This window comes from Neobacillus cucumis, assembly GCF_002860255.1.
GTDB lineage: Bacteria > Bacillota > Bacilli > Bacillales > Cytobacillaceae > Neobacillus > Neobacillus cucumis_A.
Genome location: NZ_PGVE01000050.1, coordinates 1 through 17,101, shown reverse-complemented (window position 1 = coordinate 17,101; position 17,101 = coordinate 1). Strand labels below are relative to the sequence as shown.

Below are 17,101 nucleotides of genomic sequence, written 5' to 3'. Positions count from 1 at the left end.
ACTTGAATGTTAGAGGGAAAAAGTTATCCATTTTTAGCTCATTACTTATCGTACTATCAGCTGCTTTCATTGTTATGTCTCTATTTTTTCCTTGGTGGAAAATGATTTTCTTTGCACCACAATATCCAGAAGGTCTCAATATTATTGTTTATCCAAACAAGCTTGATGGACAAATTGACATCGTCAATGGTCTAAATCATTACATCGGGATGGATAATTTCAGCGAAGAGACCTTTCCAGAATTAACCTATTTGACCTATCTCGTGGGTGGATTAGCAGCGCTCACTCTATTAACAGCAGTCCTTAGAAAAAAATCAGTACTGTATGGACTAATCGGCCTCATGACAATCGGCGGTATCCTCGGTGTTCTTGATTTGAGAAAAGCCCTTCATGATTTCGGGACCAATTTAAGTCCAACGGCACCAATCAAGATTGACCCCTTTGTACCTCCGATTATTGGCCATAATACCGTCGCAAACTTTGTAACCAACAGTGTTCTTGGCACCGGAGCCTATCTTCTGATTGCCGCGTTTCTACTGTTGCTCATTCCGTTGTGGAAGGATCGAAAATAATGAAAAAGTTCACGCTCTTTCTTCTTGTTTTTTCTCTTTTTATCCTGTTAAAACCAGAAAAATATATGGCAGCCGAAAACCTGCAGGCGATCATTGACAGCTTGAAAGAGGGGGCGGTATTGAAGCTTGAAAATAAAACCTATGCAGGCAACATCATCATTAATAAAAGCATGACCATTATAGGGTCCAAAAAAACCGTGATTAAAGGCGACGGAACAGGTAACGTGATCTCAATTAAAGCACCTGATGTGAAGATCAGTGGACTTACGGTTACCCATAGCAGCATGAACCGGAACTCTTCCGAAGAATTTGCGGCAATAAAGATTTATACAAACGATAACTTGGTTGAACATGTCACCATCCGCCATTCTTTTCACGGCATTTATTTAAGCCAGGCGCACCATAATATCATTCGATTTAACCATATTACAGGCCTGGGGAAAGGTGAAATTGCTTCTCAGGGAAATGGCATCCATGTGTATTACGCCAATAATAACCTGCTAGAAAATAACACTATTGAAGGCACCCGCGACGGGATGTTCTTTGACTATGCAAACAACAACCACAGCTACCGGAATAAGATTAGTAACACTCGATATGGACTGCATTACATGTATTCTGATGGAAATCTTTTTATGAAAAATGTTTTTACTATGAACACCGGCGGCGCAGCCATCATGAACTCGAATCACCTGAAGCTTGTTGGTAATCAGTTTATTGTTAACTACGGAAACCAATCGTTTGGCCTGTTACTTTTACAAGCTAACGATAATTATATAGCCAATAATACGTTTTACATGAACCAGCGGGGATTGTACATCGATCAGTCTACTCGTAACACCATCAAGGGCAACCGCATTATGCAAAATCAAATTGGAGTGGAACTGTGGGCTAGTTCGAGTGACCAAACCTTTACACTTAACCACATTTCTGAAAACAGGATTCCTGCTGTTACCTTAGGCGGTACCGGCGAAAACAATGCCTGGAGCAGGGATGGCAAAGGAAATGACTGGGGCTCCGCTTTTCCGCTTACCGACTTAAATCAAAACGGGATTGGCGATTTCGCCATTACCTATCATTCTTCCCTCCATCAATTGATTGAGGGCCAAGAATTAACCAGCTTGTTCTTAAAAAGTCCGGCCATAAAAATCTATGAAAAGATTAATAGTTCACTGAAAAATGATGAAATCATGTTCAAAGATTCCTATCCGTTAGCAGCAAAAAAAGGCAGCCATCCTGTTACTTTGTTTATTAGTTTAGGCCTGTTTGTCCTATTGATTTTATTAAAAGGGAGACATCTACTATGCATTACATTTGGAAGGAATGGAAGGAAAACATAAGAGGGAAAGGGCTTTGGTTCTCTTTAAGTATCATCGTTCTCATTTCAATCAGTATTTTGTTCCGTTCCTCGGTCCTTTCATTTGATAAAGGGTTTTATGTTCTCTTACTCAATTTATTTGATAGTATTATCTATTTTATCCCGATTCTTTGCCTGTTCATTGGCGCCTTTTCGATTTTTCAAGAAAAGGAACAAAAAACGTTAATTATGCTGTTAACGAAGAAGGATCATTATGCTGGCTTTTTGTTCAAAAAAAGCCTTGGTCTCTATACCGTCTTGTTGATCCCGCTTGGTCTATGGTTATTTCTCTATCTATTACTATTAAAATTTAATTTCCAACTCGATTTGAAAAGCTATCTGATCTTTGTGATTACGATCGTTGTCATGGTGCTAGTATTCCTGCAAATGGGTGCAGCCATTGGAAGCTTTAGCAGGTCACGGATGCAGATTCTCGGCTATACGATTTTTGTCTGGTTTTACTTTTTTTTCTTACATGATTTTATCCTGTTGTCATTTTTGCCGGATGTTACCTATGAAAATGTGAAACTATTTTCTTCGGCTTACTTTTTAAACCCGCTCCAAGCGGTAAGAATGTACCTTGAAACGGGGATAGGCGTGTACTCTTTTGGTCATATGTCAAGGCTCTTGCAAGCCTTTATGTGGACGCAGCCGGTGGTCTTTTTACTTGGGAATTTGCTATTCTGGCTGACTTTTTCATTTGGCACAGCGATATTATTCAACCGCAAGGAGGGCTACGAATGATTAAGGTAACAAATTTAAATCAATCCTTTGGAAAGAAAACGGTGTTAGACTCTGTCACAATAACCATTCATAAAAATGAAATTTGTGCACTTGTCGGACGAAATGGGGCCGGGAAATCCACGTTCCTTCATAGTCTTTTAGGCTTACTGCCTGTCAAACAAGGAGCTATTTCCATAAATGGGATTGAAGTCAAAAGAAAAAATGATGAGTGGAAGCGTACAATTGCGTATCTGCCGGAAAAATTCATGCTTTATCCGATGCTGACAGGCCTTGAAAATATGGCCTTCTTTGCTGAGGCAGTGTCGAAGGAAGCTGACATGGAACGGATGGAGCAAGTATTGAAATCCGTGCGTCTGTGGAATGACCGAGCTATACAAGTAAAGAAGTATTCAAAGGGTATGCTGCAGCGTCTTGGACTTGCGATTACGCTATATCAGGACTCTTCCATTCTAATTTTAGATGAACCAACAAGCGGAATTGACCCGATGGGAAGAAAGGAAATTTTAGAAATACTGAAATCACTTCAGGATAAAACCATCCTGCTTTCCTCCCACCACATGGATGAAATTAAACACGTTTGTTCGCATGTCGTTTATTTACAGGATGGGAAAATGGAAAAATTTACAGTTGATGAGTTTTTAGTCACACATCATTTAGGGGGAATGGAGTCATGAGAAAGCGAGGATTATTATTCTTTACGTTCCTATTGATTGCGACGCTTGCGGGCTGCATTACTTCTCCTGATTATACGGTGAAATTAACAAAAGAGCTTTATTCTCAAAAAGATTCTAAGCTGCCCTTTGAAGTAAAGGTAATGGAAAATAAAAAAGCGATTAAGAATCTAAAGGTTTCCGTTGAATTCATGATGTCCAATATGGACCATGGAACATATGATGTGGAATTAGCTGAAGGCCAGGAGGGCACCTACTCCGGGAAAGTGGCCCTCCCTATGGCAGGTAAATATGAAGCAGCGTTTACTATCGAACAGGATGGAAAAAAGACCGAGAAAGTCATTAATCTAAATGTGTCAAAACCTAAAGGTATTGCAAAAATGAATGGAGAATGGATTACAGAGGAGGATATTACCTTTTATAAACTGATGAATCAGCTGCAGCTGGCGATGAACCGTGAGGCGGCTAAAGCCAAGTACAGCGGCAAGCAATTAGAAGAAGAGCTGGCCTACTTGGAATCACAGGAAAAGGTCAGTGATGATAAAAATCAATTATTAACGCAAATCATCCGTCTTCGTTCCATGGCCATGCTCGCCAATGAAAAAGGTCATAAGGCCACAGATGCAGAGATTGATACAGCCGTTAATAAGGTGCGCGAGCAATATGACGGGTATAACGGAGTAAAAGAGTTAATCAGCGGGTTTGGTGAAGATAGGTTTTGGGATGCCCAAAAAAAGCAGTCCAAGCTGATTGTCCTCACCCAGAAGGTACAAAAGGATCTTTTAGAAAAGGTCAAAAAAGAAAACCCTCATGCCGGCCAGCAGGAACTCTACTACCAAGCCCAAACGGAGTATGAAGAATTACTCGTCTCACAAGTCAGCACATTGGAGATAGAGATTCTTTAGGCGAGTTGCACAAGTGAGCCGGCGTGAGGGGTCATCCTTCTCCGGCTCACGCTGCTTCTTTAATCGGTTGATCTTTTCTATAAAACCTCAAGAATTGCCTGAGCCACTCCATGTTCATCATTGGCTGCCGTCATTACATCACACAGCGCCTTAATTTCATAGCTGGCATTTCCCATTGCCACGGACCTGCCGGCTCTCTCGAACATGGAAACATCATTCAAATTATCGCCGATAGCCATGGTCTCAGCCAAGTCAATTCCTTTCTCCTTCACGAACGCCTCTAGAGCCAGACCCTTTTGCGCATGTTTATTGGTTATTTCAAGATTTTCATGACCCGATGAGGTAATATCCAATTCCGTGAAATCTTTAAGATCTTCCCCAGCCGCCTGAAGTTTATTCCGATCAAAACAAAAGGCTAAGACTTTATAAATCAGAAAATTTTCATCGGAGAAAAGAAGCTCGTAATCCTCAATTTGATGAATCAAGCCATCACGGATTCTTGCACCTGCAGCGGATCTAATCTCCTCAGGATCCACCTCAGGATTGGCGCTGACAACAATGTCAACTAAAATAGAAACCGCTTTATCCGGATCGATCGTGTATGCACCCTTATCTGTATAGATCTCGTAATAGACATCATGTTCACTTAATTTAGCCGCAACCTCTCTTGCAAGGGATTTACTGATTGGAGTAGAAGAGAGTACTTCGCCCTCCTTCGAGCGGACCTCTGCTCCATTCACACAAATGACAGGACATGTTAAGCCGGCCTCTGATAACACATAGGTAGCCTCCTGATAGGATCTTCCGGTAGCTACCACAAACTCAATGCCTTCTGCCTGTGCTTTTAAAATAGCCCGTTTATTTTCTTCGCTAATCTGCTGCATTGAATTTAATAATGTTCCATCCATGTCTGATGCAATACATTTAATCATGCTGTTCACCTTTTCCGTTTTTACTGTGGTTTAGCACCCAACAGGCACCAACACTTTTTTTGCGTTAGTGCCATTCTAACATGATTGGCCTAAACAATAACGCGGTTTGCTCAATACAAATACTTGCTGCCCTCTCGAACACTTAAGGGAGCTAATCTTTGGCCGTCAATGAATTGTTTTACAGAAGCAGGATTCGTTTTAGAATATTCCCTTAACGCCCACCCAATAGCTTTTTGAATAAAAAATTCCTTACTTAACGCATTTTCCATTATGTACCGATAAAGCCGTTCTTCCATTGTTTTTTCTTTATATTTTAGTTGAAAAAGAATGGCCGCCCTCCGCAGCCACATATTCTCATGAACTGACCAGCCATCAATCGTTTCCTCGATGACCTCTGGGAATCTTACGGCAATTTTCCCTACTGGTTTAGGAGCAATGGCATCAACCGTGTCCCACCACGATTTCGTTGTAATCAGCCATTCCATAAAAGGCAGATCACTTTTATGCAGCTTCTTCAGCGACTTTTCCATATAGGTTAAGGCTGTATACTGATATTCTCTTTCTTCCAAATTCCAAAGTCCCTCTATAAATTCTTTGTCAAAAGGCTCATTTAAAATTCCGGTTTCCTTAAAAAATTGTTTTTCTATTTCTTTGCGCAAAGGAGATTTTATTCCTAGGAAAAGAAAATGGCCTTTCATATAATTCTGCATTGGTTCAGCATTAGCGGTATTGCGGTGATCCTCAAACATCCTTGATAATAAGGCAATCCTTGTCCACACCCGTATCATCCTCTCCTCCATATCCACTTATAGTTCTACTATTTCCCAATTTCTCCTTTATTTTATTTGGATAAACCCATGATCCAATCACACACACTAATCCTATCAAAAGGGGGGATACATAGATGACAAAGAAATTTAATAAAGGCAGCCGAAACCAAAACTCACCTCAAGCAGGTCATGCAGAGGCTGAATTTGCAGCTGAGTTTGTCAGCGGTGATAACAGCAAAGGTAATAAACGGAACAAAGGGCAGCAAAGTAAAACAAATCCACATAAGTAAAAATGCCGGGGGAATTCCCCCGACATTTTACAATTGAACCTTACTCCCCGCTAAAACATTTATTTCCTCAGCAATACGTGCTTGAATTTTTTCCACAACGGAAAAATCCATTGCAGCTACATAAATCTTTTCCAGCTCATCATGCAGGGACTTGGCCTTAGCCAAGTAACTTGTGGCTTCATTCATTTTGTTTTTGTATTTCTCAGCAATATTACTGATAAATTCAGCAAACAGCTCATCTGTACCAGGCTCAATCAAAATCTCATACATATCAATAATCTCATCGCCATCTCTGCTTGGAAAATATTCATGCGGCGCCGTACTATCAAAAATAGCGACACCCAGTTCCCTGAAAATAACCATATCCAAGCTGTGCGGATCAAAACCGCAATGATAAATTTCAACATCCATGCCGCGCTCTTCCCCTGCAGCGGCCAGCTTTTTCAACATAGTTGATTTTCCGGACCCTGGACGCCCTTTGATAAAGTAACGTTTCGGAATTTCTTCCGTTAAATTCGGAACAAAATCAACAGCTCCTTGCGGCGTGGCTGCTCCTAAGAAACGATGACGGACATCCGGGGTTTTATTTAACTTCATTTTACCAAAAAAAGAATCAATTAATTTATTCGTTAATTGGTCAGCCTTTTTAAAATTCATACTGTTGATATAAATTTTTTCCCAATCATCATGAATTTCCAATGCTTCCTTAAATGTTGCATAAGCATGTTGAAACGAATGACTGATTTGGTTTGTCAGCTTCTGAATCTTATTTTTCTGGACATGAAGGGCGCGGGAATTCCACGCTTCACCAAGGTTAATATATTCCTCGACTGCGCCCGGTGCCTTCGGCTCAATGACATGCGGAGCCGTACCATCGACAAGACCAACCTTTAATGCAGGAATGATCACCCCATCGACCGAGCTGTTATCAGATGAACAATGTAAGAGTTCGATGTCATATCCCTTTTCAACCCACTCTTGCCCAATTTTCTTCATCAGCGAGGATTTCCCTGTCCCCGGACCGCCTTTTAAAATAAACAATCTGTCTAATCCTTGTAAATTGGAATCGTAAAGACTATAAAAGCCTCTTGCAGTATTACCGCCGGCAAAATAATTTCTAATCTTTCCTGCCACTTATTAACACTCCCTTTAACAATCAACTTGCGTCCCGTCATAAGAGGTATCACATTAGAAAGCGATATCAAAAAAACAGTGTTGAACTATCGCGTTTGACAGCTGCTTTCACTTTTCACCTTATCTTATGCTCTCTTGTTTATTAGGTGAGTGCCTATGCAAAATTTATCTTACATGATTTACCCGGGTTCATTGTTAGTCCTTCTGTTATTTTGTCACTGAGTAGAATTCAGCCTTTGTCACTTCCAGTAAGTTAGCAGGTGTGAGGACCATTTGAACGCCAATTTTCCCGGCACTGACAACTATTGTCTCAAGACTTCTGCTGCTTTCATCGAGGAAGGTCCTATACTCTTTTTTCATTCCAATCGGAGAGCAGCCTCCCCGGATATACCCAGTCCATTTTTGAATGTCCTTCATTGGCAGCATTTCGACAGATTTTTCTCCAGCTGCTTTGGCTGCTTTTTTTAAATCTAGCTCCTCAGCAACCGGAATAACAAATACAACTATATTTTTCCTGGCCCCTTGTACCACGAGAGTTTTATATACTTCCTTAGGATTTTTCCCGATCTTTTCAGCAACCGATATACCGTCAATTTTTCCGTCTTTATTATCATATGTAAGCATTTCATAGTCTACTTTTTTTGCATCAAGTATCCGCATTGCATTTGTTTTTATCTGTGCCATCGCCATCATCCTTTAAACCTATTTCTTATCGTTATCGCCATTATATCATCTAAGATTTCCGAACAACATAAAGAGAAAATCAGCAGTCATCTGGTCCCTCTACATTAAGGATAAAAGTCCTATATTATACACATAATTACCCAAAATCTGTCACCCGATTGTCACTCTATTAAACCATTATTATAGTAAACTAAATTTAAGAACATACCATAACAACACTGAGAAAGGTCAGATGCCCAGCCAGCTTGGCATAAACCCTTGTGAAAATCCTCACATTTCAGTTTGAAATTGCACAAACTTCTTATATAAAGGCTATTTTCGCATAAATTGTTGTTCCTCGTAAAAGTTTATCGACCCGTATAACTATATACATCGTGGCATCTTTTCGTAAGAACAATTGCGAAAATTGCCCTGTAACTTAGTAAATAGCCCTTAACTAGGTCCAAAAGCAACAAAGTTTACGAAAAGAGCCTATATAAAAAAAGAAATTCCCTAAATTGACCTGAGGTGAGCTTGAATGAGATACGATTTAGTATTACTACATGCACCGAGTGTATATGACTTTAGAAAGAACCCTTTACTATCCGGTCCCATCAGTGATGTGGTCCCATCCTCACCCGTGTTTGAAATGTACCCGATTGGACTGACAAGTATTGCCGATTATTTAGAGAGGTACGGACTTAGGGTAAAAATTATCAATATAGCCAACCGGATGCTGCTGAGCGAGAAATTTGATGTGGAAGCAAAGCTGCGCAAAATTAAAACAAAAGCATTCGGCATAGACCTTCATTGGCTGCCGCACGCACACGGCAGTATCGAACTTGCAAAAGTAGTTAAAAACCTCCATCCTGAGACACCCGTGATCTTTGGTGGATTATCAGCTACTTATTATCATAAAGAATTGATTGAGTATCCGTTTATTGATTTCGTTATGCGTGGGGATTCAACTGAAAAGCTCATGCTTTTACTCATGAATAAGATTGAGGCAGGTAATACTCATTATGCAGATATACCGAACCTGACTTGGAAAAAGGGAACTACCTGTGGCTACAATCCTATTACATATGTACCAAAGGATCTAGATGATATTGATGTTCCCGGCTATCGGTATACGGTTCGTTCTGTGTTTAAGTATCGGAACTTTCTGGATCCGCTTCCCTACAACGGCTGGCTTCAATATCCAAACACTGCCTTGCTAACCGCAAGAGGGTGTACACAAAACTGTTTAATCTGCGGCGGCTCCAGAGAGGCCTACGATCAGAACTGTCATCGCAATTCTTTGGCATTACGCTCGCCGAAAAAGCTTGTGGAGGACATTCAATTCATCTCCCGGTTTAGCCGGGCACCTATTTTTATCCTTCATGATCTGCGGCAAGGCGGGCGGGAATATGTTCAAGAGTTTTTCAGCCGATTAAAAGAACTGAATTTAAAAAATGAAATCGTGTTTGAATTATTCCAATATGCTGATGAGGAATTTTTTCAAATGATAAACGAAAGTGTACCGAAATATAGTATTGAAATAACGCTTGAAACCCATGATGAAAAAATTAGGCGCTATAATGGTAAATTTAGCTGTACCAACCAAAAAGTAATCGATACTCTTAATTTTGCTTTAAAAAATGGCTGTAAAAAGATAGACCTGTTCTTTATGGTCGGAATCCCGGGACAGACCTACACAAGCGCGGTTGAAAATATTGATTTCTGTGAATCCATTCATTTAGCTTGTCATAAGAATCCTAGAGTCTTTTACTTCGTGGCTCCACTAGCACCGTTTCTTGATCCAGCAAGCCCTGCGTTTGAGCATCCAGAGGTTCACGGCTATAAAAAGTTCTGCCATACCCTTGAGGACCATCGGAAGGCCATTACCCAGCCATCCTGGAAACACATGCTCAGCTATGAAACAAAGGATATGACACGTAATGATATTGTCAATTCTACCTATGAAGCGGCAGAACGTCTTAATGACTTCAAATTAGAGTATGATTTAATTTCTAAAGGGGACTACTTTGATATCAAAGAGAAAATTGAAAAATCAAGGGAATATATTAAGAAAATTGATCATGTACTTTCTCTTCCGTCCGAAGAACAAGCGATTGAATTAGCTAAAATTCAAGAAGAAGTAGAGGAATTAAATAAGTATAGTATCTGCGGTAAAAACGAATTGAAATGGGAAGTACAAAAGAATTATGCAAACTTCTTTTCTCTTGCCTTAGTCGGAATGGAACAGTTATATGAGGATTATGTCAACAAGTTTAGACATTTTTTAAGTCCCAAACGCCGCCAGCAATTTAAACTGGATACAGACTATCAAAAAGTAAAAGGTTAGACAAAAAAGGTATCGGACATTTCCGATACCTTTTTTAAATTGGGCTGTTGATTTCCGCTCCAATCAACAGAGTATAAAAAACAACAATATCGTTTAACAGAGCCTTAAAATTAATGACCGCCTAAGTAAGCTGCTCTAATTTGATCGCTTTGGCTGAGTTCTTCCGCTGAACCTGAGGCAACAATTTTCCCCGTTTCAATAACATATGCACGGTCTGCAATGGACAAGGCCATATTGGCGTTTTGTTCTACGAGAAGGATGGTTGTCCCTGTTTGGTTGATTTCCTCAATAATCCGGAAGATCGTTTTTACTAACAATGGTGCAAGACCCATTGAAGGCTCATCTAACAGCAATAGACGCGGTCTTGCCATTAAAGCACGTCCCATGGCAAGCATTTGCTGCTCCCCGCCTGATAAAGTTCCTGATAGCTGCTTACGGCGCTCTTCAAGACGCGGGAATAATTGATAAACATTTTCTAAGTCTTCCTTGATTCCTTTTTTATCCTTACGGAGGTACGCACCTAAATCAAGATTTTCCTCTACTGACATGTTCGCAAATACACGGCGTCCTTCCGGAACATGTGAGATTCCTCGTTTTACGATCGATTGAGCCACTTTTCCAGCGACATGTTCATTTTCAAAAATGATCTCGCCTGATTTTGGTTTTAATAATCCAGAAATGGATTGGAGAAGTGTACTTTTCCCTGCACCATTGGCACCAATCAAGGTAACGATTTCCCCTTGATTAATTTCTAGAGAAACTCCTTTTAAGGCGTGAATATTCCCGTAATAAACATTTATATCATTGATTTTAAGCATTTTAAGAGACCTCCTCGCCTAGATACGCTTCGATGACTTTTGGATTACTTCTGATTTGTTCTGGTGTACCTTCGGCAATCAACTGGCCATGGTCAAGGACATAGATTCGTTCACATACGCCCATAACAAGGAGCATGTCGTGTTCGATTAATAGAATCGTTAGGTCGAATTTTTCACGGATTAACGCGATTAAATTCATTAATTCTTCCGTTTCCTGCGGGTTCATCCCGGCTGCCGGTTCATCAAGAAGCAACAGCTTAGGATTGGCTGCCAAAGCCCGGGCAATTTCTAAACGGCGCTGCTGGCCATACGGTAAATTTTTTGCCTTTTCATGTAAAACATGTTCAAGTTTAAAAATCTTTAAAAACTCAATCGCCTTTTGTTCCATTTCCTTTTCACCGGAAAAGTGGGATGGAAGGCGAAGGATAGAGCTGAAAATAGAATGCTTGGCGAGTGAGTGATAGGCGACCTTCACATTATCCAGAACGGATAACTCATTGAACAAGCGGATATTCTGGAATGTCCGGCTGATCCCTTTTTTCGTTATTCTATAAGGTGCTAATCCGTTTAATCTTTCGCCATCGAGAGAAATACTTCCCTCCGTTGGAACATAAACACCTGTTAATAGGTTGAAAAATGTGGTTTTACCTGCGCCGTTTGGCCCGATTAAACCGACAAGTTCACCCTTTTTTAATTCCAAATTTACATCAGAAACAGCCTTTAAGCCGCCAAATCGGATACCGGCATTTTCTACTTTAAGCAACTGTGTTCTTGCTGTCATGCTGTATTCCTCCTTTAGCCGATTTACCAACCTTAAAGAATGAGGTGATTTCTTTTGTACCCATTAGTCCTTGTGGACGGTAAAGCATCATGACAATCAGTACTAAACTATAGATAACCATCCTGATTTCCGGATAGCTTTGCAGATACGTTGAAATAATGGTTAACAAGATGGCAGCAATAATTGCGCCTGACATACTTCCTAAACCGCCGAGAACAACAAAGATTAAAATATCAAATGATTTCAAAAACCCGAAGTTGGTCGGCTGGATAATATAAAAGTTGTGTGCGTATAGTGCACCGGCAATACCAGCAAAGAAGGCGCCAAGTGCAAAGGCTGTTACTTTATAATAAGTTGTATTAATTCCCATCGCATCAGCGGCAATTTCATTTTCTCTGATGGAAATACATGCTCGTCCATGCGTGGAGTTAGTAAAGTTGACAATCACCAAGATGGTTACAATGACACAGCCAATCAGCCATGGCCAAGTGGTTAAATGAGAAACGGTCATCCCGCTTGCTCCGCCAACATAATCTAAATTTAAAAATACAATTCTAACAATCTCTCCGAAACCAAGTGTGGCAATCGCAAGATAATCGCCTCGTAATCTTAAACTTGGAATTCCAATAATCAGACCGGCAATGGCTGCCACTACTCCGCCTGTTACTAATGCTACCGGGAAGGGCATACTTAATTTCATTGTCATGATGGCTGATGCATAGGCACCGACGGCCAGGAAGCCAGCATGTCCAATTGAAAACTGTCCTGTTATCCCGATAATTAAATGAAGACTAACCGCTAGAATAATATTAATTCCAATGAAAAATAATGTATTCACATAAAACTGGTTGATCGAACCACCGGCAATTAAAAACTGCATGACAACTGCAAATACTACGGCTAAAACGATTGATGTCCAGAAAAACTTTGCTTGTCTTAAAATATTCATCGCTTAAGCCACCCCCTAAACCTTTTCCCTGACATTTTTACCAAATAAACCTGCCGGGCGGAAAATTAAGATTAAAATTAACACAATAAACGCCACGCCATCACGCCATAATGAATAACCTGCAGCACTAACAAGTGCCTCAATAACACCTAAAACCAGGCCTCCTGTCATGGCACCCGGAATAATTCCGATTCCGCCTAAGACGGCAGCAACGAAGGCTTTAAGACCTGGGATAATTCCCATCAATGGCTCAATTTTTGTATAATACATTCCGAAAATAACGCCTGCGGCACCAGCAAGGGCTGATCCAATCGCAAAGGTAGCTGAAATGGTATTATTTACATTAATCCCCATCAACTTAGCAGCATCCATATCGTGTGATACGGCCCGCATGGCTTTACCAATCTTGGTTTTATGAACAATGAATTGCAGAAGGATCATCAAAACAATTGATGTCCCTAAAATAAGGATCGACTGGCCGCTAATTTTAACACCTAAGATCTCGATACTTTTTAAAGGTACTAATCCGCTTGGGTAGGCTTCTGGCTGAGCGCCGCGAACATAAATGGTTCCATATTCGATGAACAGTGATACACCAATTGCCGTAATAAGGGCAGCAATTCTTGTTGCATTTCGTAGTGGTTTGTAGGCAATCCGCTCAATTAATACACCAAAGATGGCACAAACCGCCATTGATATAAGTAATGCCGGGAAAAATCCTACATGAAGAACAGTAATAGAATAAAAACCAATAAATGCACCTACCATGAAGACATCTCCATGGGCAAAATTAATTAATTTTACAATTCCGTAGACCATTGTATATCCTAGGGCAATCAAAGCATAGATACTGCCTAAGGATATTCCATTTACGAGCTGCTGTATTAACTCCATATGTTTACACTCCTTCTGATGAACTCCTGTTTTCTTTTTCTATTTGAGGTTTACATGTTTATTAAGTTAGAAAACTTATTTTTCTCTTATAAATTGGGAATAGGGAGACATCATCGCTCCCTATTCCTTTGGCAAACTATAAATTTGTCCAATCTAGCAATGCAGCTTTTCTAATTATGGATTTACCTTCGTTTTATATTGTTGCTGGCCGTTTACGTATTCCAGAATAACAGCGGCCTTAATTGGATCATGGTTCTTATCTAGCTTTACTTTACCTGATACAAGTTCTAGACCATCTGTTTCCGCAAGTGCCTTTTGGATTTTCTTAGGATCGCTGCTTCCTGCACGCTTGATGGCATCGGCAACGAAATACACCGTATCATAACCTAATGCAGCAAAGGCATCCGGTGATTTACCATCATACTTTGCTTTAAATGCTGAAACAAAGTCTTGAACCTTTTTGTCACTATCACCTGAAGAATAGTGGTTGGTAATGTATGTGTTCTGTAATGAAGCTGCACCTGCTATATCTACTAGTTTAGGAGAATCCCAGCCATCTCCGCCCATAAATGGTACATTTAGACCAAGCTCGCGAGCTTGTTTGACAATGAGACCCACTTCTTCATAGAAACCAGGCAGGAAGACGTAATCTGGATTTGCAGCTTTGATCCTTGTTAGGGTAGCATGGAAATCTGTATCCTTCGCCACATATGCTTCCTCGGCTACAATCTTGCCGCCATTTGCTTTAAATGCCTTTTTAAAAGAAGCTGCAAGTCCTTTTGAGTAATCACTTGAGCTGTCAATTAAAACAGCAGCGCTTTTAGCTTTTAAATCATTGGTTGCAAAGTTTGCTGCAACTGTGCCTTGGAATGGGTCAATGAAACATGTACGGAAAACAAAGTCGTTCAATTTTCCATCTTTAAACGTAATCGTTGCGTTGGTTGCAGTTGGTGTAATTAGTGGAATTTTATTATCTTGGGCAATCTGTACTTGGGCAAGGGTGTTTGTACTTGTTGCTGCACCAATCATTGCTGCCACTTTATCTTGCGTAGCCAGTTTTAGTGCACCGCTTGTAGCTTCTGCTGCATCGGATTTATTGTCGACCGTTACTAGTTCTAGTTTTTTGCCGTCAATGCCTTTTTTGTTAATTTCCGCAATTGCCAATTCAATACCTTCTTTTGCTGATTGGCCATATGATGCAACACCGCCGGATAGCTCCAGGTTCGCACCAATTTTAATCGTGCCGCCTTTTTCTTCACTTCCGCTTGTACTTGAATTACATCCTGCCATCACACCGGCTGCCACCATAAAAGACATAAAGATTCCTGCTAATTTCCTCTTCCTCATCCAACTACCCCCTATTTTTTAAGAAAATGACCCAAGACCTTTGTATAACCTTTTTATAATATTCTGAAAACATTGTACATAATATTTAGGGGTTCGTCTAGTCTTATTATACAGTTATTTTAAAATAATTAAAAGAATAAGAAAATTAAAAAGTTTTTCCAGTATAAACGCTTTATTACAATAAAGTGATGACGAAATACTTTTTAATCTCAAAAGCAATCTATTTTTATTATTTTGTCTAAATATATTCTCCTGTTCGTTTAAACGAAAAAAGGATTCCTTTTTTTGGAATCCCTTACAAGTAATTGTTATACTAATTCTTTATTTTTCGTTTCTTTTCCTAAAATAAAGACAGCAAACGCTCCAATTAAAATCGAAATACAGAAGATTATAAAGATAGATGAAATCGATACCTGCTTGGCCACTAGGTTCCCAACTAATAATGGCCCAAGTACGCCGCCAATACGCCCTACTGCGGCCGCAAAGCCAGTACCTGTCCCGCGGATTATGGTTGGATACTGTTCCGGTGAATAAGCATATAATCCTCCCCAGGCACCAAGGTTAAAGAAGGATAACAGAATACCAGAGGTCATCAGCATGGCCGTAGTGTCCGCTGTACCAAAGAAATAAGCACTTATCGCTGTTCCAATTAAGTAAACAACTAAGACAAATTTCCGGCCAAATTTTTCAATAAACCATGCTGCTGTAAAGTATCCAGGCAGCTGGGCGATTGTCATAATCAGTACATATTGGAAGCTCTTGATTAGGCTGAAGCCTTTCATGACCATCACACTAGGAAGCCATAAAAACATTCCGTAATAGGAAAAGACAACACAGAACCATACAATCCAAAGCATGGCTGTTTGACGTCCGTATTCCTTAGAAAATAATTTCTGCAGACTTTCACGCATCGATGTCTTATGCTTTTCTTTTACTGCTGTAAAACGAGGCGAATCGGGAAGCCCCATTCGCAAATATAGGGCGTATAGCGCAGGAATCGCACTAATGACTAGGGCAATCTGCCAGCCAAATTTCGGGATGATAAAGTATGATATGACGGCCGCTACTAACCAGCCGCCTGCCCAAAAACTTTCGAGCAAAACAACGATCCGGCCGCGCCTTTCGGCAGAAACACTTTCCGAAACAAGAGTAGAGGCCACCGGCAGCTCACCGCCCAAGCCAGCACCGATAAAGAACCTTAGGACCAAAAAGGCTGCAAGTGATGTAGTAAGGGCTGAGAGACCACTCCCCACTGAGAACAGGAGTAATGTGATGATAAAAACATTTTTCCTGCCAACCCGGTCTGCCATTAATCCAAAAATAAGTGCCCCTACAGCCATCCCAATGGAATTGATACTGCCAATCCAGCCCATCTCACCTGGTGTTAAATTCCATTCCACCTTCAGGGCAGCAATAATAAAGCTGAGCATCCCCACGTCCATAGCATCGAACATCCAGCCCATGCCAGCTATTCCAAGCAATCTTCGGGTGGATATTTCCTTCTTATTTTTCATGATGATCCCCCTATGTACAACATGTATTTACATTATTCCCTAAAAACCTTTTTTTAGGTCTGAAGGGATAATACTATTATTCATAAGGTATTTTATCAGTTGTCTTGACATCTGTCATTAACTAATCAAAAAAAAGAGAATACCCAACGCATTCTCCGTCTTTCATCCCTATTTAATCCAAGGTGTAACCCTTCTCCTAATAAAATAAAAACTGTCTGACCCGAAGAGTGCTTACTGACGACTCTTCATCTATAAATTGAAGACTCCCGGTCGGCTAAAGCCCTTATTGTCGACCCTTCATTTATAAATTTGAAGACTCCCGGTCGGCTAGAGCCCTCATTGTCGACCCTTCATCTATAAATTTGAAGACTCTCGGTCGGCTAGAGCCCTTTTTGTCGACCCTTCATCTATAA

17 protein-coding genes are annotated in these 17,101 nt (G+C 40.4%); 7 read left to right on the top strand and 10 right to left on the bottom strand.

The window, feature by feature from the left end; all coding sequences use genetic code 11:
- The first annotated feature begins 2 nt into the window (after window positions 1-2).
- The 5 genes from CVD27_RS13005 to CVD27_RS12985 are packed head-to-tail and all read left to right on the top strand — an operon-like array spanning window position 3 to window position 4,249.
- Window positions 3-572, top strand: a complete 570-nt coding sequence (locus CVD27_RS13005) for a hypothetical protein (RefSeq protein WP_101648339.1) — start codon at window positions 3-5, stop codon at window positions 570-572.
- A complete protein-coding gene (gene nosD, locus CVD27_RS13000) occupies window positions 572-1,912 on the top strand; it encodes a nitrous oxide reductase family maturation protein NosD (protein ID WP_101648338.1) in 1,341 nt (446 codons plus the stop codon). Before CVD27_RS13005 ends, nosD begins: the two co-directional genes overlap by 1 nt.
- On the top strand, window positions 1,876-2,673 hold the full coding sequence (locus CVD27_RS12995) for an ABC transporter permease (protein ID WP_101648337.1): 798 nt from the start codon (window positions 1,876-1,878) through the stop codon (window positions 2,671-2,673). Before nosD ends, CVD27_RS12995 begins: the two co-directional genes overlap by 37 nt.
- The gene (locus CVD27_RS12990) at window positions 2,670-3,347 is read left to right on the top strand and encodes an ABC transporter ATP-binding protein (RefSeq protein WP_101648336.1); all 678 of its coding nucleotides are present in this window, start codon (window positions 2,670-2,672) and stop codon (window positions 3,345-3,347) included. Before CVD27_RS12995 ends, CVD27_RS12990 begins: the two co-directional genes overlap by 4 nt.
- On the top strand, window positions 3,344-4,249 hold the full coding sequence (locus CVD27_RS12985; protein ID WP_101648335.1) for a FixH family protein: 906 nt from the start codon (window positions 3,344-3,346) through the stop codon (window positions 4,247-4,249). The genes CVD27_RS12990 and CVD27_RS12985 overlap by 4 nt, the downstream gene beginning before the upstream one ends.
- 77 nt (window positions 4,250-4,326) lie before the next feature.
- Here the strand turns inward: CVD27_RS12985 and CVD27_RS12980 are convergent, their stop codons facing one another.
- Together CVD27_RS12980 and CVD27_RS12975 are read right to left on the bottom strand one after the other, a co-directional pair.
- The gene (locus CVD27_RS12980; RefSeq protein ID WP_101648334.1) at window positions 4,327-5,181 is read right to left on the bottom strand and encodes an HAD family hydrolase; all 855 of its coding nucleotides are present in this window, start codon (window positions 5,179-5,181) and stop codon (window positions 4,327-4,329) included.
- A gap of 110 nt (window positions 5,182-5,291) precedes the next feature.
- Entirely contained in the window at window positions 5,292-5,969 is a 678-nt protein-coding gene (locus CVD27_RS12975) for a DNA alkylation repair protein (protein WP_101648333.1), read from the bottom strand.
- Window positions 5,970-6,085: 116 nt separating this feature from the next.
- On the opposite strand from CVD27_RS12975, the gene CVD27_RS28115 reads away from it, so the two are divergent.
- Window positions 6,086-6,241, top strand: coding sequence for a hypothetical protein (locus CVD27_RS28115; protein ID WP_180960268.1), 156 nt, complete (start codon window positions 6,086-6,088; stop codon window positions 6,239-6,241).
- A 27-nt stretch (window positions 6,242-6,268) separates the two neighbouring features.
- Here CVD27_RS28115 and CVD27_RS12970 read toward each other — a convergent pair whose 3' ends face one another.
- Window positions 6,269-7,375, bottom strand: a complete 1,107-nt coding sequence (locus tag CVD27_RS12970; RefSeq protein ID WP_101648332.1) for a PRK06851 family protein — start codon at window positions 7,373-7,375, stop codon at window positions 6,269-6,271.
- A gap of 207 nt (window positions 7,376-7,582) precedes the next feature.
- Entirely contained in the window at window positions 7,583-8,059 is a 477-nt protein-coding gene (gene ybaK / locus CVD27_RS12965; protein ID WP_101648331.1) for a Cys-tRNA(Pro) deacylase, read from the bottom strand.
- A 517-nt stretch (window positions 8,060-8,576) separates the two neighbouring features.
- Here ybaK and CVD27_RS12960 point away from each other — a divergent pair.
- Window positions 8,577-10,385: a TIGR04190 family B12-binding domain/radical SAM domain protein gene (locus tag CVD27_RS12960; RefSeq protein ID WP_101648330.1), complete on the top strand. Its 1,809-nt coding sequence runs from the start codon at window positions 8,577-8,579 to the stop codon at window positions 10,383-10,385.
- Window positions 10,386-10,495: 110 nt separating this feature from the next.
- Here CVD27_RS12960 and CVD27_RS12955 read toward each other — a convergent pair whose 3' ends face one another.
- The 6 genes from CVD27_RS12955 to CVD27_RS12930 all read right to left on the bottom strand — a co-directional run bounded on the left by CVD27_RS12955 (window position 10,496) and on the right by CVD27_RS12930 (window position 16,688).
- Entirely contained in the window at window positions 10,496-11,203 is a 708-nt protein-coding gene (locus CVD27_RS12955) for an ABC transporter ATP-binding protein (RefSeq protein WP_101648329.1), read from the bottom strand.
- Between the two features lies 1 nt (window position 11,204).
- Window positions 11,205-11,984 (bottom strand): ABC transporter ATP-binding protein, encoded by a 780-nt coding sequence (locus CVD27_RS12950; RefSeq protein WP_101648328.1) that lies wholly within the window; start codon window positions 11,982-11,984, stop codon window positions 11,205-11,207.
- Window positions 11,959-12,933 (bottom strand): branched-chain amino acid ABC transporter permease, encoded by a 975-nt coding sequence (locus tag CVD27_RS12945; RefSeq protein ID WP_101648327.1) that lies wholly within the window; start codon window positions 12,931-12,933, stop codon window positions 11,959-11,961. The genes CVD27_RS12950 and CVD27_RS12945 overlap by 26 nt, the downstream gene beginning before the upstream one ends.
- Before the next feature lie 15 nt (window positions 12,934-12,948).
- Window positions 12,949-13,827 carry a branched-chain amino acid ABC transporter permease gene (locus tag CVD27_RS12940; protein WP_101648326.1) on the bottom strand — a complete coding sequence of 293 codons (879 nt, stop codon included), beginning with the start codon at window positions 13,825-13,827 and terminating at the stop codon, window positions 12,949-12,951.
- Between the two features lie 174 nt (window positions 13,828-14,001).
- The gene (locus CVD27_RS12935; protein ID WP_101648325.1) at window positions 14,002-15,174 is read right to left on the bottom strand and encodes an ABC transporter substrate-binding protein; all 1,173 of its coding nucleotides are present in this window, start codon (window positions 15,172-15,174) and stop codon (window positions 14,002-14,004) included.
- 308 nt (window positions 15,175-15,482) lie between these two features.
- Window positions 15,483-16,688 (bottom strand): MFS transporter, encoded by a 1,206-nt coding sequence (locus CVD27_RS12930; protein ID WP_101648324.1) that lies wholly within the window; start codon window positions 16,686-16,688, stop codon window positions 15,483-15,485.
- Window positions 16,689-17,101 lie beyond the last annotated feature (413 nt).

Excerpts from the sequence above, each read along its gene's own strand:
- nosD (WP_101648338.1), top strand. The coding sequence starts at position 572 with ATGAAAAAGTTCACGCTCTTTCTTCTTGTTTTTTCTCTTTTTATCCTG.
- CVD27_RS12995 (WP_101648337.1), top strand. The coding sequence starts at position 1,876 with ATGCATTACATTTGGAAGGAATGGAAGGAAAACATAAGAGGGAAAGGG.
- CVD27_RS12990 (WP_101648336.1), top strand. The coding sequence starts at position 2,670 with ATGATTAAGGTAACAAATTTAAATCAATCCTTTGGAAAGAAAACGGTG.
- CVD27_RS12985 (WP_101648335.1), top strand. The coding sequence starts at position 3,344 with ATGAGAAAGCGAGGATTATTATTCTTTACGTTCCTATTGATTGCGACG.
- CVD27_RS12980 (WP_101648334.1), bottom strand. The coding sequence starts at position 5,181 with ATGATTAAATGTATTGCATCAGACATGGATGGAACATTATTAAATTCA.
- CVD27_RS12975 (WP_101648333.1), bottom strand. The coding sequence starts at position 5,969 with ATGATACGGGTGTGGACAAGGATTGCCTTATTATCAAGGATGTTTGAG.
- CVD27_RS28115 (WP_180960268.1), top strand. The coding sequence starts at position 6,086 with ATGACAAAGAAATTTAATAAAGGCAGCCGAAACCAAAACTCACCTCAA.
- ybaK (WP_101648331.1), bottom strand. The coding sequence starts at position 8,059 with ATGGCACAGATAAAAACAAATGCAATGCGGATACTTGATGCAAAAAAA.
- CVD27_RS12960 (WP_101648330.1), top strand. The coding sequence starts at position 8,577 with ATGAGATACGATTTAGTATTACTACATGCACCGAGTGTATATGACTTT.
- CVD27_RS12955 (WP_101648329.1), bottom strand. The coding sequence starts at position 11,203 with ATGCTTAAAATCAATGATATAAATGTTTATTACGGGAATATTCACGCC.
- CVD27_RS12950 (WP_101648328.1), bottom strand. The coding sequence starts at position 11,984 with ATGACAGCAAGAACACAGTTGCTTAAAGTAGAAAATGCCGGTATCCGA.
- CVD27_RS12945 (WP_101648327.1), bottom strand. The coding sequence starts at position 12,933 with ATGAATATTTTAAGACAAGCAAAGTTTTTCTGGACATCAATCGTTTTA.
- CVD27_RS12940 (WP_101648326.1), bottom strand. The coding sequence starts at position 13,827 with ATGGAGTTAATACAGCAGCTCGTAAATGGAATATCCTTAGGCAGTATC.
- CVD27_RS12935 (WP_101648325.1), bottom strand. The coding sequence starts at position 15,174 with ATGAGGAAGAGGAAATTAGCAGGAATCTTTATGTCTTTTATGGTGGCA.
- CVD27_RS12930 (WP_101648324.1), bottom strand. The coding sequence starts at position 16,688 with ATGAAAAATAAGAAGGAAATATCCACCCGAAGATTGCTTGGAATAGCT.